Source organism: Martelella sp. AMO21009 (assembly GCF_053484295.1).
Map to the genome: position 1 here is coordinate 75,733 of NZ_JBAKFR010000015.1, position 14,927 is coordinate 90,659.

Genomic DNA, 14,927 nt, shown 5'->3' on the forward strand with positions numbered 1-14,927 from the left:
TATACCAGCGCCGGCTTCGCCGCGCTCGCCGCCAATTCGAAAGCCGAGCGATCATGTGCAAGCAGTTAAAAAATGAGGGAGAGGATTGAGATGATCATGGGTAGATGCGAATGCGGCGCGGTCGCTTTCGAGGTGGAGAATGTGCGCGAAACCGTCACGGTCTGCCATTGCAGCCAGTGCAGACGAACGAGCGGTCATCTCTGGGCATCGACCCACGCGCCGTTCGACAAAATGACATTCATGAATGACAAAGGACTGCGATGGTACGCATCGTCCGATCACGCCAAGCGCGGCTTCTGCACGCATTGCGGATCCAGCCTGTTCTATCGCATGAATGACGAGGCCGGCATCGGCATCGCCGCTGGTTGCCTGGACGACACTTCCGCCTTGCGCATCAGCAAGCACATCTTCGTGACCGATAAAGGCGACTACTATCCGCGGCCAGAAGTCCCCGAAATTATCGAGGATAGCTAAAACCGTTCCGGTTTCAATGAAGGCGATTCTGTTTCGGCTAACCGGAAGGGCTCTGTTAACTACGGCTCACCCGTTGCCTCTGACCTATCTGTTGCGACCGGTATTTCGTCGGGAGACGACAAAAAGGCCTCGCTAGCTGAGAACGAGGCCTTTGATATGATTGATAAAACAGTGTTGGTTGCGGGGGCAGGATCTGATCACAACTTGCGCCCCGAGCAAGTAAAGATGGTTGCGGGAGGGCGCACCCATCATAACTTGCGCCCGGATGGCCAACCCATCGGGCCGGCCGATGTTGGTGAAGTTGCCAAACAAGTAAAGGTGGTCGCGGGGACAAGCACGGATCTTCACTTGCTGTTTCGCTCAGCAGCGTAACCGCTGGCTTCGGGCGAAATGCTCCCTTAGAACAACGGAGAAGCGTAGGCGCCAAGCGGGCACCAGTTGGCGCTTACCGAGGATGGGGATTTCGCAGCAAACAAAAGACGCCGAATGTCAGTCGTCGGCCGGCTGTCTGCACTCTTCAAGCCAGACATCGCCCAGCCCTTTAGTCTAAATCCCCCGACACCAATCTCGCCAGGCGAGGCGAGCATTGGTGTCACCGGACGGCACGTATTCGCAGCCGAAGCAGGAGCGATAGCCGGCGGCCTGGAAGGCCGGCAGGAGACGGGAATAGTCGGGCTCGCCGGTTCCGGGCTCGGAGCGGGCGGGCCAGGAGGCGATCTGGATGTGGCCCACGGCTGCCCTCACCCGTTCAAAGGCTGTCAGGATGTCGCCGCTTTCCTCGCGCACATGGAAGCAGTCGAACATGATCTTCAGGTTCGGCTTGCCGACATCCGCCAGGATTTCCGAGGCCTGATCAACATCTTTCAGAAAATAGCCCGGCATCTTCGCACGGCAGATCGGTTCGATGAGAACCGTGCGGTCCGTCTGGCCGCAACAGAAGTCCAGGACTTTTCGGTATTGCTCGGCCGCTTCAGGCCCCTCCGCATACCCTGCAAGCATGTGGATCGCGCCGGCATCGACGCTTTCGGCAACCTCGAGCGCCTTGAGAAAATCGTCACCAGCCCGCTCCGCTTCTCCCGGCGCCGCCGCACAGCCGGCGGTCGCTCCCATGCGGACGTTGAGCCCGCAGACAGGCAGCCCGGTGTCTTCGAGAACCGCCTTCAATTCGGCGGGCGCTTCCGACTGCGCCTCGTCGTGAAATTCCACCGCGTCGAACCCTGCGGCCGCGGCGGCGCGAATGCGATCGAGAAACGGACGATCCTTCCAGAGAAAGCCCGTATTTGCGGAAAAACGAAAGCGTTCGGTCATGATTGCCACTCGATATCGTAGGTTTGAACCAGGCTGCGTATCTGGGCCTCCGTCAAAACGCGTGGCTGCATTCCACGGGTCATCAGGGCCAGCTTCGCGGTTTCCTCCAGTTCCTCGGCCGCGTAGACGGCCGCCTCAAGGTCCTTGCCGGCCACGACGGGGCCGTGGTTGGCCAGAAGAACGGCCGAGCGTTTCCCGGCTAGCCCGCGCACCGCGGCGCCCATCGCCGAATCCCCCGGCAGAAAGACCGGCAGCAGCTTGACCTTGCCGAGACGCATGATCGAATAGGGCGTCAGCGGTGGAAGCACGTTGTCCGGGTCCGTTTCCGGCAGCATCGACAAGGCGATCGAATGACAGGAATGGAGATGGACCACCGCGCCGGTTCCGGACCGCGTCTCGTAAAACGCGCTGTGAAGCGGCATTTCCTTGGTCGGCCTGGCACCGGAAAGGAAGCGGCCGCCGCCGGCAAGACGGCTGAGCCGCGATGGATCCAGCGTCCCGAAGGAGGATCCCGTCGGCGTCACCAGAAGGGAGCCATCGTCGAGGCGCACGGAGATGTTGCCGGAGGCCCCGGCGGTCAGCCCGCGATCGAACATGGATTTTGCCAGACGGCAAATCCGTTCGCGAAGATCGGCTTCCCGGCTCATCCGCCCTCCAGAACGCGCGCGGCCTTGAGGAAGAAGTCGTCGGCACCGAAATCCCCCGATTTCAGGGCCAGTGCGAGCGGCTGACCGACAGTGACGACGGCGGGAACACCCGGATCGATCATGGGCCCGATGCGCAGCGCATCCGCCTCAAGTGCATTCACGACAGCGCCAGAGGTTTCTCCCCCCCGCCGATATCAGACGTGTCACGCCGCGTCTGACCGCGTCCACGGCCAGCGAGGCGAAGAAGTCTTCGATCGCAGCCGCACTCGCCGCAAGGCCGAAGCGGTCCTGCGCCGCGCGAACCTCCGCCGGGTCTGCGGAGGATAGACCAGAGGCAGGCCATCGCAGGAGAGCGCCCAGTCAAGCGTCTCCGCGACAGTCACGGAACCGCTGATCAGATTCTCTATCCTGATCCTGCGTTGCGGCTGTCCGTCGCGGGCGTGTTCGGCAACCTGCCGCCGGGTGGCCGTCGAGCAGGACCCTGACGGGCGAGCGCCGGCCCCGGCACACCCGACCAGGGTGCCGGGTTGCGCCTGTCTGCGCCATGGGCGGAGGGAAGTGCGAGCGCAATTCCGGAACCGCCGGTCAGAAGCGGAAAGTCGCGGGCGGCGTTGCCCAGTGCGACGAGATCGCTGTTTGAGATCGCATCGCACACCACGATCTGGCGACCTTCCCTCGCCTCGTTCAAGAGGCCCTCACGAACCCTACCCGTAGCGATTTCCGAGTGCGGCAGATGCCCGACGGGGGTTCGGACCTGCAGGCCGAGAAAGCGGCGCAGATCGGGGTCGGTCATGGGTGTCAGCGGGTGATTTTCCATGCCGGATTCCGACAGGAGCCGGTCGCCAACAAAGAGATGGCTCAGGTAGACGGTGCGCCCTGTTGCGGGAAACGCCGGACACACGATCACCGGAGCCTCCGTTCCCAGTTCCTCGATAATGGCTTCGATGACCGGACCGATGTTGCCTTCAGGGGTGCTGTCGAAGGTCGAGCAATATTTGAACAGGAATTGTGTACAGCCCTGCTCACGAAGCCACCTGAGGGCTGCCAGTGACTGGGCACCGCTTCCTTCACCGGAAGAGACCGCGATTTCAGGGCAACGATGCCCGCTTCTACATCCGGAGCCGCCCCGCCTGCCGGAACGCCCACATATTGCACGGTTCGCAGCCCACCTTCGGCCAGCGTCAGGCCGAGATCGGAGGAGCCCGTGAAATCGTCTCCAACAGCGCCAAGCTTCATGACCCGCCTCCCAGGTGTTTCATCCGGTCAAGGCCGGGTTCGCCGAAGATATCAGACGGCATCCTCATGTTGACACCGGGGTCAAAGCGCCGTCCAGCCGCCGTCCAGCTTCAGGGCGCTGCCTGTCATCAGGGCTGCCGCGTCGGAGGCCAGGTAGACCGCCGCGGCGGCGACTTCCTCCACCTGTCCCAACCGTCCCAACGGGATCTTGGCCAGAACTTCGTCGCGGAATTTCGGATCTTCGAAAAAGGGTTTCGTCATCGGTGTTTCGACAAAGGTCGGGCAGATGGTGTTGACTCGGATAGCGGCCGGGGCAAGTTCCACCGCGAGCGCCTTCGTGAACCCCTCAAGCGCCCATTTCGAGGCGCAGTAGATGGTCCGGTTCGCCGCTCCGACATGGCCCATCTGCGAGGACATGTTGATGACCGATCCCGACCGGCCCTCTCCCAGCATCCGCGCCGTTACCGCCTTGGCGGCAAAGATGGCCGCCCTGAGGTTCAGGTTCAGGACGGCGTCATAGTCGTCCTCGGAGACCTCTGCGAGCGGCTTAGGACGGTTTGTCCCGGCGTTGTTGACCAGAATATCGAAGGCTGGAAGGGCCGCGACGGTCGCCGCAAAAGCCACGGTATCGGTCACGTCGGCCGCCAGTGTCTTTGCCTGAAGGCGTTGCGCGCGAAGGGTTGAGACCGTCTCATCGATCTGGCCCGCCGAGCGGGCGCAGAGTGTCACCTCCGCGCCTGCCGCGGCCATCGCCTCCGCGACGGCCCGGCCGATACCCCGGCTGGCGCCGACGACGAGCGCGCGGCGCCCGTCGAGGCGAAATGTCGGACCGGCAGCCGTCATTCGGCAACCTTGCGGTAGGGAGCGCCTTCGCCGTAGGGCACGTTGATCCCGCCGTAGCGGCGGACCCGGACGTTGCACTGTTCGGCGTGACCGACAAACCCTTCCAGCATGCACAGGCGCGAGCCGTATTCACCGATCATGGTGGCAGCCTCGTCTGTCAGGATGCGCTGATAGCTGTGAGTCTTCAGGTATTTTCCGACCCAGAGCCCACCGGTATAACGGCCCGCCTTCTTGGTCGGCAGGGTATGGTTGGTGCCGATGACCTTGTCGCCATTGGCAACGTTGGTCCGCGGCCCGAGGAAAAGCGCTCCGTAGGAATGCATGTTGTCCAGGAACCACTCGTCCCGGTCCGTCATGACCTGAACGTGCTCGGAGGCAATGTCGTTGGCGGCCTGCAGCATTTCGTCATAGGTGTCGCAGACGATTACCTCGCCGTAATCCTGCCAACTGACCCGGGCCGTGTCGGCCGTCGGCAGCATGCCCAGCAGCCGCTCGACTTCCGCCATGGTGTCGCGCGCGATCTTTTCCGAGTTCGTCAGGAGCACGCAGGGGCTGTTGTAGCCGTGCTCGGCCTGGCCCAGCAGGTCGGTTGCGCAGAGTTCTGCATCGGCCGCCGTTTCGTCCGCGATGACCAGCGTCTCCGTCGGCCCCGCGAACAGATCGATGCCGACGCGACCGAACAACTGGCGCTTTGCTTCGGCAACGAAAGCATTGCCCGGCCCGATCAGCATGTCGACCGGATCAATCGTCTCGGTTCCGATCGCCATGGCACCGATCGCCTGGATGCCGCCAAACACATAGATTTCATGAGCACCGCCCATCTGCATGGCCGCAATTACACCCGGGTTGGGTTCGCCCTTGAACGGGGGCGTTGCCGCGAGAATGCGCGGCACGCCCGCGACCGAGGCGGTGGCAACGGACATGTGGGCCGAGGCGACCATCGGAAACTTGCCACCGGGAACGTAGCAACCGACGGATTGCACGGGGATGTTCTTGTGGCCAAGCACCACTCCGGGCAGCGTCTCGACTTCGATGTCCAGCATGGAGTCCCGCTGGGCCTGGGCGAAATTCCGCACCTGGTCGTGGGCGAACCGGATATCGGCCATTTCCTGGTCGGAAACCTTCGAAACGATCGATTCAATGTCGCTTTCCGACAGACGGAAGGACGGCGGGGAGTATTTGTCGAACTTCTCGGAAAGCTCCCTTACGGCGGTGTCACCGCGCTCCTCGATATCCTTGAGCGTGCTTTCGACGACGGAACGCGTCTTGGCGTCGTCATCAGCGCGGTCCGCTTCGGGCTTTCCTCGCTTGAGATAGGTTATGGACATCATCTTTTTCCTTGTTTCGGGTCTTTATTGGTCCGGGTCGTCAATACGGCTTTCCGGGCCTCAAGGCCCCAGACCCTGGGATTTCTTGAATGCGGCAAGACGTGTCAGCGCGGCGTCCCGCCAGGCACGGCGGTCGGCAAGGTCACCTTCCGGCAAGGCCTGCCGGCGTTCCTCTCCCGCCTTGCGGATTGTTTCTTCGGGCCACGGCCTGGCCACGCGTTTGGCCGCCATATCGTGGTACATGCCGCCCAGCCGGGCGGAGTAGTCGGTGATGCCGCCAGGGGCGTTGAGATCGATGGTCTCGAAAGGGCCCATGAAGGACCAGCGCAACCCCAGCCCGTGGGCCACGGTCGCATCGATATCCTCAAGGCTCGCATAGCCCGCGTCGTAGAGTGCCCAGGCCTCGTTCAGGAGCGCGCCCTGAAGCCTGTTGAGAATGAAGCCGTCGATCTCGCGGGTCAGGGTGACCGGAACCTGTCCGACCTCTGACATGATCCGCCGTGTTTCGGCCATGACCTCGTCGTCGGTCCAGGGCGCCGGCACAAGTTCGACCACCGGCACGAGATGCGGCGGGTTCACCGGGTGCGCGATCAGAAACCGGTTCCTGTTGCGGCAGTCTTCGGTAAAGCGCGACGCCGGAATGCCGGACGACGAAGACCCGACGATGGCGTCGCTTCGCATGACCGCATCGATCGCACAGCACACTTCGGACTTCACCTTGACCGTCTCGAAAACGGATTCCTGGATGTATCCCGCGCCGTCGAGCGCGTCCTCAAGGGCTTCGCAGACCGAAAGGCGCTGCAGAACCTCTTCGCCGCCGGAGACAAGGCCCGCCCGAACAAGTTCCTCCACGGAGGCCGCCGCCCAGGGCAGCACCCGGTCCCGGACGGTTGCATCCGGATCGAAAATCCTGACGTCATGCCCGGCGCGTGCGAAGACGAGAGCCCAGCCGGAGCCGACAAGTCCGGCGCCGACAATGGCAACGACCGATTTGTCCGCCATCAGGCCGTCACCTTCGATGTTTCACCGTCCGCAAGACAGATTTCGGTGATCCGCAGCCCCTCTTTCGATATCCGGGACGGGAACGTGTCACGCAAACGCTCCTCGTGAACCGGAATGATGCGGTGGCTGTCGTAACCGACCTGTTTCATCATCTCCTCGGTCGCCAGAACCAGGTTGGCCTGGCTTCCGGTGGCAAGGCCGACCGGTGTGTAGATCTCATCCGCGTCCACGGCAGCGCCCGGACCCTTGATGTTCTCAAAGACATAGATCAGGTCGCCGGCCAGGACCCAGGTGTCCTCGGACTGGGCCTGGCCGTCGTTGCGGACGGTGACCCACATCGAGCCCCAGGTATGGCTGTCTTCCGCTGGATGCAGATCGATGCCCGGCAGGACGTTGGTGAGTGCGCCATTGACCGTTTCCAGCCGCCGGTCGCGCGCCAGGTCCACGCCCCGAACGATGTCGCCCGGGTCGACGGCCACCATCATCCAGCGCATGCGGTCAGGCAAAGACATGGCCCAGACCCATTTGGAAATCTCGCGCTCCTGGATATAAAATTTGGCGTTCGGGAAATCCTCGACATTGCCGAAGTGATCGAAATGGGCGTGGGTGATAAAGCAGGTATCGACATCCTCAGGCGACAGACCGAGCTCGGACATCACCGTCTTGGGATTGCGCCAGTTTTCCACGCCGAAACGGTCGCCGAGCGTCTTGCCGTAGTCCTTGTCGTTGTATCCGACATCCACCATGGCCACATGGTCCTTGCCCTTGATCACGACGTAGCAATAGGGAAGCTTCACGTAGCCCTGATTGTGCGCGCCGTAGAGAACGCCGCTCTTGTGGTAGTTGGGGACGTATGAATATTCGCAAATCCAGATCGAATAGTCAGCCATAGGTCTTATCTCCTCCGTTTGTCGTTCTGTCCCGCTCAGCGTCCGCAGGAGCAGCAGGCATGTGTCAGATCCACCATTTCCAGTCCGGCCTTTTCGGACGTGACGGCGCGCAGGTGGACGTATGCGCGCCGCACGTGGCGCGCGATGTCGTCGAACAAGTCATCGTTGTCCCGGCTCGGCCGGATCAGTGAGAACGTTCCCAGAGCACGGCCACAAAAAACATGTGCCGCCGAGATCTGCTCCAGATGTGCGGTCAGCGCAGCCGGCGCGGAAAGCGCGGCAAGTCTTTCACCGCTGCTTTCCCAGCGGGCCCGGCAGGAGGAAAGCTCCGACAGGTCCGCCACTTCGGTCGACCGGGTCAACTGGGCCAGGATCATGAGACCGGCAAGCTGTCCGATCACGCGGCGCAGATCCTCGAACACCGGCCGGCACGCGTCCGCGTAAGCGGCTGCCTCCGACGAGCCCAGCATGCGTGCGACTTCTTCCGGATCCGGTGCCGGTTTGGGTACGGGGCCGTCTTCGAACAGCGCGCAGTCCGGCCGGTGCACGGTGCTGAGACGGGTAAAGAGATCAGCGCTCTGCATGGGTATCCTCCTTGGCGGCTGAACGCGGCATCGTCGTGCTCCGCTGGACCAGTTCGCCCGGCGGAATTCTGTTGATACGAGGCTCCAGGTGGCGCTCGCGGGCCAGTTCCACGGACAGTTGGACGGTGGCCTTCATCATTTCCTGCAGTGGCTGGGCGATCGTCGTAAGCTTGTGCGACGGCCAGCCCGCCATCGTGATGTCGTCAAAGCCGACAACCGAGAGATCCTCCGGAACACGCAGCCCGAGACCTTCCTGAACGCCTTCGATGAAGCCGATGGCAACGATATCGTTGGCGCAGAACACGCCGTCAGCGGGACCGGGAACATCGGCCATACTCAACCCGGCGGAATACCCGGCCTCGTAAGTGAAATAACCCGCCTCGATGACCCGGGGCTCCTCAAGACCGCGTTCCACGGCACGCCGGCAAAACCCGTTCTGCCGTTCGACATTGGTGGAAGCGCCGGGAAAAGCGGAAATGTAAACTAGGTGTCTGTGACCGCTGTCGATCAGGAAGTCGGCCACTCGCCGCCCTCCTTCTTCATTGTCGCAGCTGACGCCGAAACCCAGCCCGTCCGCTGAAAGACGATTGAAGAATATGCACGGAGCCCCTGCTTTCTCGCATTTTTCCTGTGCATGGGAGGACAAGGTAACGGCAAGCACGATCACCAGATCCGGTTGATAGGACAACAGCAGGTCCACGGCTTCGTCGGTCTTGTCCGGTTCGTTTGCCGCCGCCAGCATGACGTTCATACCGGCGCCCTGCAGTCTTGCGGTCAGGCGTGTCATGACCTCCGGGTAGAACGGATTGGTCAGGTCCGAAACGACCATTCCGACGATCTGGGATTTCTTGGTGATGAGACTTTGCGCAAACGGATTCGGTCGGTAGCCGAGTTCGGTCGCCCGTTTCAAGACGGCTTCACGTGTTTTTTCAGCGACAATGGCATCCGGATAAAAGGCACGCGAGACCGTCGATACCGACATTCCCAAATCCTTCGCCAGATCCTTCACGGTTATGCGTCCCGTCCTCGGTTCTTTTTGTTTCGTTGCCACTTGAAACCGTCCCCTCAAAGTTTTCTTTTCGCTGCCCGCAACCTGGACCCTGGAACACATCCACATGTTGCGACGCCGGTCAATTCAGCAGGTTGGTCTGTCTCTCTCCGTCCCGGCAGGCGTGAAGGGAAACCGGCGGGCGAACCCGCCGGTCGGGCGCATGGTCCTAGGGCTGGACCGTCGGCTCGATTTTTGTGAGTTCGTAGAGCGTTTCCGATGCCTCGCAACGCGAACAGTTGATGCCCGGTTCGTTAGCTGCCTCTACAACTTCCGCAGGAAGCGGCTGGATCGTGGCACCGGCGACCGGCGTTCCGTTCAATGCCGATTCCACATTGACCTCAGGCAGAAGAACCGGGTTCAGGACTTCGCTGACGAAAGAGGACGGAACACGGTCCGCGGGAAAGACGTTACAGCCGTTCTCGTAGACATCGCCTTCGCAGACCTGAACGCTTGCGGCTGGAACCCAGGGCAGCGGGTACTCGATGTTCATGGGTTCCAGCTCGCGCTTGCCCGTGAGAATTTCCATCATCAGCTTGAAGGCGTAACCCGACTGGGCAGGAGGCGAGCCGGCGGACACGCCCGACAGGCCTTTTTCCTGCATGTCCGGGTTGGCGAGCGCCAGACGGAAGCCGGCGGAATTCTCACCGGTCATCGGAACCAGCCGGTCACCGGCGTCAAGCAGCGCCTGCACGGCACCGTATTCGCCGGCCTGGGCCCAGATGCCGTCTACGTCCGGATGCGCGGCGAGAGCCTTTGCCGTTTCCTGCTGCGTGGTCCGGTCATCCCAGTAGGAGTAATATTCGGACACGACCTCGATGCCCGGGTACTGGTTAAAGATGTGCATGGCGCCGTCGGTGTGGCGCTTGTCGACCGAGTTGCCCGGCACGCCGCGCGACAGGAAGATCTTGCCCTTGCCCTCGAGTTCGTTCACCAGCGCCTGCGCGGTGTTTTCCCCGAAACCGGCCGTCAGGTAGCTCACGTTGTAGGCGCAGTTTTCCGTGACGGTGGCGTCGTACATGAAGAACAGAACACCTTCTTCGCAGCCCCGGCGGATCGTCCGGTTCAGCGCCGTGGAGGAGATCGGAAAGCTGACGATGCCATCCGCGCCTCCATCGATCATGCTTTCATAGGCGGAAATCTGAGCCTGCGGGTCGGTACCCGAAATGACTTCGATCAGTTCGACCGTTTCGTTGTAGGGCGGGGTCGCGGCCAGGGCCTTGACGATATTGGCCGCTTCTGACTGCCAGGCGTTGCCGGAATAGCTGAGGCTCAGGTAGATCTTGAACTTCTCCTTGTCCTGGGCGGCCGCCGGCTGGATGCCCGCGAGTGCGGTCGAGCCAAGCCCCAGCGCCAGGGCTATGGATTTGACTGTGTTCAATTTCATGGTCATTCCTCCTCTTATGGATAGTTTGTTCAAGGTTCGCGCGGTCACTTCCAGAGCGAACCCAGCTTCTGAAAAAGCTCTTCCCTCAAAAGCAGCAGGGCAGTCAGGACGATGGCTCCCTCGATGATCGTGCGGAGGCCGAATTCCAGACCGATTGCGGAAATGATGGTGCCGAGCGTGGTCAGCAGCAGCGCGCCGCCGACCGTGCCGAGAAAGGTGCCGCGCCCGCCCAGGATCGACGAGCCGCCGATGACGACCGCCGCAATGGACGGCAACAGGTAGTCGTCGCCCATACGCAGCGTCGCACCGTTCGAATAACCGACCAGCATGATTCCGACGAGCCCGGCGCAGGTTGCGCTGAAGACGTAGGGCAGCACCTGCGCGGTGAAGACCGGCACCCCGGCGATACGGGCCGCCTCGACATTGGTGCCGATGGCATAGAGGTAGCGGCCGAAGATCGAACGGCTCTGGACAAGCCAGCCGAGGATCACGAACCCGATGGTGAACAGGATCGGTGCCGGCAGACCGAAGGCGGATCCCTTCATCAGCGCGATCGCCATTTCAGGCGCGGCGCCGCGGGGCGTGCCCTTGGTGTAGCCGAGCAGTGCCGAGGAGACGATGATCGACATGGCAAGCGACATGATGAAGGGCGGAACACGCAGGATCACGATCCCGAGCGCCGTCAGGAACCCGACGCCGGCACACACCAGCAGCACGACGGGCAGCAGGTACCATGCGCCCGGATCGCTCGAGCCGATCCAGTTGGTCGCGAGGATGCCGCCGAGCGTGATCATCGCCGGCAGGGACAGATCGAGCCCGCCCGACAGGATCACGAGCCCCTGGCCGAAAGACAGGACGACCAGAAAGGACCCGAGGATCAGCACCGTTTCCACCTGCGACCAGGACCCGAGCGACGGGCTGACGAAACGGGCGCCGAGCAACAGCACGACGCAGAGCACCGCGACAGCGATGGCGCTGATCGTTTCCCGGCTGATCTTTGCGCTGCGACGCATGTCCCCGGACTGGACGAAAGTCGTTTCGGCGAGCGGGTTGTTGTTGGCCACTGTCATTTTTCCTCTCCGATCCGGGAGATTGCGGTGCTGAAGACGACGGCCAGGATCAGAACTCCGCCCTGGAAGATGCCTGTGTAGAAGGACGAAACACCGGTCGAGAACAGGACTTTTTGCAGGAGAGTCAGGGTCGCAGCACCGATCACGGAGGCAAGCAGTCCCCCGCGTCCGCCGGCCAGGGACGTCCCGCCGAGAGCGACGGCCGCGAAGGTCAGCAAAAGAAGCGGTGTTCCGGAATTGGGGTTGCCGGTGGTCGTCTGGGCACTCAGCATGAACCCCGCAAGGCCGTAGAGAAGCCCGGCACAGACAAAAGCCCCGAAGCGAACACGCCTTACGTTGATCCCCGACAGCGACGCCGCCTGCTCATCCGCACCGACCGCATAGATCGCGACGCCGAAGTCCGTGCGCCGAAGCATCAGCCAGAGCGCGACGACAGACAGGATCACAAGCCCCGACACAGGAACCAGGCCCCAGAGACGATCCGTCATCTCGTAGACGATCCATTCCGCGACAAAGCCCCCCGGCGCGTTCAGGATGACCAGCGCGATCCCCTGGCAGATGATCATCGTGGCCAGTGTAGCCGCGATCGACTGAAGCCTGAGATAGGCGACGAGAAACCCGTTGACCGCACCAACCGACGCCCCGATGGCCAGGCAGAGGAGCACGGAAAGCGCGGCGCCTCCCGGCCCTTCGATGGGAACGACCGCGAGCGTCACGTTGCAGATCGAAATCACACCTGCCAGCGACAAGTCGAAGCCTCGGCTCAACACGACGAAGGTTTGCCCGGCCGCGGCAAGCGCAAGCGGGGCCGTGTTGTTCATAAGGGCGGCGATCGCGTAGGGCTCCAGGGCGCGCGGCTGGAGATAGCCATAGATGGCGTAGAGCGCAACGTAGAGGATGACGATCAGTCCCGCCCCCTGGGTGAGCTGCCTCAACAGCTTGCCCATGTCCGGAGCAGGCGACGTGGATGCCTCGTTCGGGAGAACCTCGCTCATCGGGCAGCCTCCTGTCCGGCGGCATCGTGGTGACCGATCATGGCAGCGACGAGCCGCTGTTCGTTGATGTCCTCGCCCGAAAAGCTCTCGAAGACCCTCCCCCTGTAGAGAACGAGGCAGCGGTCGGCGAGCTGAACGATTTCGGGGAGTTCGGAGGAATAGAAAAGGACCGACCCGCCCTCATCGGCGAATGCGCTGATCGCCGCGTAGATAGATTCCTTGGTGCCGACATCGACGCCGCGCGTCGGGTCGAAGAGCAGCAGCGTCTTGGCGCCCGAGGCAAGCGTGCGGGCCATCAGGGCCTTCTGCTGATTGCCGCCCGAGAGATCTCCGATGGGAAAGGTCAAATAGCGCGGGTTCATCTCGACCGCGTTCGCCGCATCCTGAGCCGCGGAGACTTCGCGACCCTGGCCGACCATCCCCACACGGGAGATGCGCGGCAGGAACGGCAGCACGACATTGGTGGCGGCGGAAAGACCGGCGAGAATTCCCTCGGTCTTGCGTTCCTCCGGCAGATAGCTGACGCCACTGCCGAAGCGCAGGGCCTGGCGGGGCGACCGGTAGGACGCAGGCCGGCCGTCGATGCGGATTTCCCCGGCTTCCGGCTTCTGCAGCCCCGCAAGACAACGAAACAGCTCGCGCTGACCTTGCCCTTCCAGCGCCGCCACACCCAGAACCTCACCGGCGTTCAGGTCGAAGGACACGCCGTTCAGTTCCGAGTCGGCAATGTCCGTCACGGCCACCCGGGCATCGCCGGATCCGGATGCGGAGCGGGCGGCGGCGCGCGCGGGATCGACCCTGTGGCCGACCATCATTTCGAAGATATCGCCGTCGCTCGCATCGCTCAGGTCGACGGTCGCTATGGAGCGGCCGTTCCGCAGCACCGTGGCGACCGAACAGACGGCGCGCACCTCGGCAAGGCGATGGGAGATGTAAAGGATTGCCACGCCTCGCGCCTTGGCTTTCTCCACCTGTGCGAACATCCAGTCCGTCTCCGCGAGGGACGCACTGGGTTCGTCGAGGATGAGCACGCGGCCCGCATTCTCGGCCGCCCGCGCGATCTCGATCCGTTGACGATCCGACAGCGGCAGGTGCGCCACCTCGGCCGCGGGATCGATCCGCTCGAGGTCATGACGGAGGAGAATCTCGCGTCCCTTCGCCAGAACGTCGGCCCGCGAGATGAGCCCCGAACGGGAGGAGGCCAGCCTGGGCAGCAGAAGGTTCTGCGCCACCGAAAGGTTCGGCACCAGGCTCAATTCCTGAAAGGCCGTCGCAACTTCGACCGCCCGGGCATCGGTTATGGAATGGGGGGCGTAGGTCGCTCCATGCAGGTACATCCGCCCCGCGTCCGGCGTGACCGCCCCTGTCAGAATGCGTACGAGCGTTGATTTGCCGGCGCCGTTTTCCCCGAGCAGGGCGTGGACCTCGCCGGCCTGAAGCGCGATGTCGGCATGCTCCAGCGCGACTGTGGCGCCGTAGGACTTGCACACTTCCTCGGCGCGCAGCTCAAGTACCGCGCCCGGCACGGCTTCCCGGCCAGCGACCGCAACCGCTCCTGTCATCAGCTTCCTCCCGATGTTCCTCCCGCGCACAGAAAACGTTCTCTGCAAACGTTCTCTGCAAACGTTCCCACTTTTCAACAGATGATGTCAGAACTGTCAAGCCTCTTGATTATTTACGGAGATTTTCAGCGAGCTGACCCAACACGAAAACGCGATAACATATTGATAATTGGAGTTTTTGTTTAAGGAAAACACCAACCCGCATTCTTGCAGACCGAGCGGACGCGGCCCTGAGAACGGGTACATGTGGCCGGTTCATTCGGTGTTTCCAGACTTCCCCTGTCGCGCATAGGACAAGCCGCGACGAGGGCCCGACCCGCGCCGCCGCGGAAACGGCCCTTGGCCGATACATCGACGGCTTCTACAATCCACGTCGGCGACATTCCGCATTGGGATACAAATCGCCGGTATTATTCGAGGCCGAAACGGCAATAACAGAGTGAAAGCCTCTCCATTAAGTCCGGGCAAGCCCAGTCGCACAGAGGCGGCAGAACTGATCAGATCACTCATCGAGAAGATCGTTTTAACACCGGACGAACACGGAGACCGTCTG

14 protein-coding genes and 2 pseudogenes are annotated in these 14,927 nt (G+C 62.4%); 2 read left to right on the forward strand and 14 right to left on the reverse strand.

Annotation, left to right across the window (positions count from 1 at the left end; all coding sequences use genetic code 11):
- The first annotated feature begins 96 nt into the window (after positions 1 to 96).
- On the forward strand, positions 97 to 474 hold the full coding sequence (locus V6766_RS16170; RefSeq protein WP_448468225.1) for a GFA family protein: 378 nt from the start codon (positions 97 to 99) through the stop codon (positions 472 to 474).
- A gap of 546 nt (positions 475 to 1,020) precedes the next feature.
- On the opposite strand, the gene V6766_RS16175 is transcribed toward V6766_RS16170, so the two are convergent.
- From V6766_RS16175 to V6766_RS16240, 14 genes and pseudogenes are all read right to left on the reverse strand, one after another.
- Positions 1,021 to 1,782 (reverse strand): TIM barrel protein, encoded by a 762-nt coding sequence (locus V6766_RS16175; RefSeq protein ID WP_448468159.1) that lies wholly within the window; start codon positions 1,780 to 1,782, stop codon positions 1,021 to 1,023.
- Positions 1,779 to 2,429 (reverse strand): 3-oxo-tetronate 4-phosphate decarboxylase, encoded by a 651-nt coding sequence (gene otnC, locus V6766_RS16180; protein WP_448468161.1) that lies wholly within the window; start codon positions 2,427 to 2,429, stop codon positions 1,779 to 1,781. Before otnC ends, V6766_RS16175 begins: the two co-directional genes overlap by 4 nt.
- Positions 2,426 to 2,590: a nucleotide-binding domain containing protein gene (locus tag V6766_RS16185; protein WP_448468163.1), complete on the reverse strand. Its 165-nt coding sequence runs from the start codon at positions 2,588 to 2,590 to the stop codon at positions 2,426 to 2,428. The genes otnC and V6766_RS16185 overlap by 4 nt, the downstream gene beginning before the upstream one ends.
- A 242-nt stretch (positions 2,591 to 2,832) precedes the next feature.
- A pseudogene (locus V6766_RS16190) lies at positions 2,833 to 3,665 on the reverse strand (four-carbon acid sugar kinase family protein).
- Positions 3,666 to 3,746: 81 nt separating this feature from the next.
- Positions 3,747 to 4,508, reverse strand: coding sequence for an SDR family NAD(P)-dependent oxidoreductase (locus V6766_RS16195; protein WP_448468165.1), 762 nt, complete (start codon positions 4,506 to 4,508; stop codon positions 3,747 to 3,749).
- Positions 4,505 to 5,836: a histidinol dehydrogenase gene (hisD, locus tag V6766_RS16200; RefSeq protein ID WP_448468167.1), complete on the reverse strand. Its 1,332-nt coding sequence runs from the start codon at positions 5,834 to 5,836 to the stop codon at positions 4,505 to 4,507. The genes V6766_RS16195 and hisD overlap by 4 nt, the downstream gene beginning before the upstream one ends.
- Positions 5,837 to 5,896: 60 nt before the next feature.
- A complete protein-coding gene (locus tag V6766_RS16205; protein WP_448468169.1) occupies positions 5,897 to 6,838 on the reverse strand; it encodes a 3-hydroxyacyl-CoA dehydrogenase in 942 nt (313 codons plus the stop codon).
- Entirely contained in the window at positions 6,838 to 7,728 is an 891-nt protein-coding gene (locus tag V6766_RS16210) for an N-acyl homoserine lactonase family protein (RefSeq protein ID WP_448468171.1), read from the reverse strand. The genes V6766_RS16205 and V6766_RS16210 overlap by 1 nt, the downstream gene beginning before the upstream one ends.
- Positions 7,729 to 7,763: 35 nt before the next feature.
- Positions 7,764 to 8,312, reverse strand: a complete 549-nt coding sequence (locus V6766_RS16215; RefSeq protein WP_448468173.1) for a hypothetical protein — start codon at positions 8,310 to 8,312, stop codon at positions 7,764 to 7,766.
- A complete protein-coding gene (locus tag V6766_RS16220; protein ID WP_448468175.1) occupies positions 8,299 to 9,321 on the reverse strand; it encodes a LacI family DNA-binding transcriptional regulator in 1,023 nt (340 codons plus the stop codon). Before V6766_RS16220 ends, V6766_RS16215 begins: the two co-directional genes overlap by 14 nt.
- A 208-nt stretch (positions 9,322 to 9,529) precedes the next feature.
- A complete protein-coding gene (locus V6766_RS16225) occupies positions 9,530 to 10,747 on the reverse strand; it encodes a sugar ABC transporter substrate-binding protein (protein ID WP_448468177.1) in 1,218 nt (405 codons plus the stop codon).
- 44 nt (positions 10,748 to 10,791) lie between these two features.
- A complete protein-coding gene (locus V6766_RS16230) occupies positions 10,792 to 11,817 on the reverse strand; it encodes an ABC transporter permease (protein ID WP_448468179.1) in 1,026 nt (341 codons plus the stop codon).
- Positions 11,814 to 12,812 (reverse strand): ABC transporter permease, encoded by a 999-nt coding sequence (locus V6766_RS16235; protein WP_448468181.1) that lies wholly within the window; start codon positions 12,810 to 12,812, stop codon positions 11,814 to 11,816. The genes V6766_RS16230 and V6766_RS16235 overlap by 4 nt, the downstream gene beginning before the upstream one ends.
- Positions 12,809 to 14,374, reverse strand: a complete 1,566-nt coding sequence (locus tag V6766_RS16240) for a sugar ABC transporter ATP-binding protein (protein WP_448468183.1) — start codon at positions 14,372 to 14,374, stop codon at positions 12,809 to 12,811. The genes V6766_RS16235 and V6766_RS16240 overlap by 4 nt, the downstream gene beginning before the upstream one ends.
- 314 nt (positions 14,375 to 14,688) lie before the next feature.
- On the opposite strand from V6766_RS16240, the pseudogene V6766_RS16245 reads away from it, so the two are divergent.
- Positions 14,689 to 14,817 (forward strand): annotated as a pseudogene (locus V6766_RS16245) (IS3 family transposase); the annotation flags it as partial.
- Positions 14,818 to 14,927: the final 110 nt, after the last annotated feature.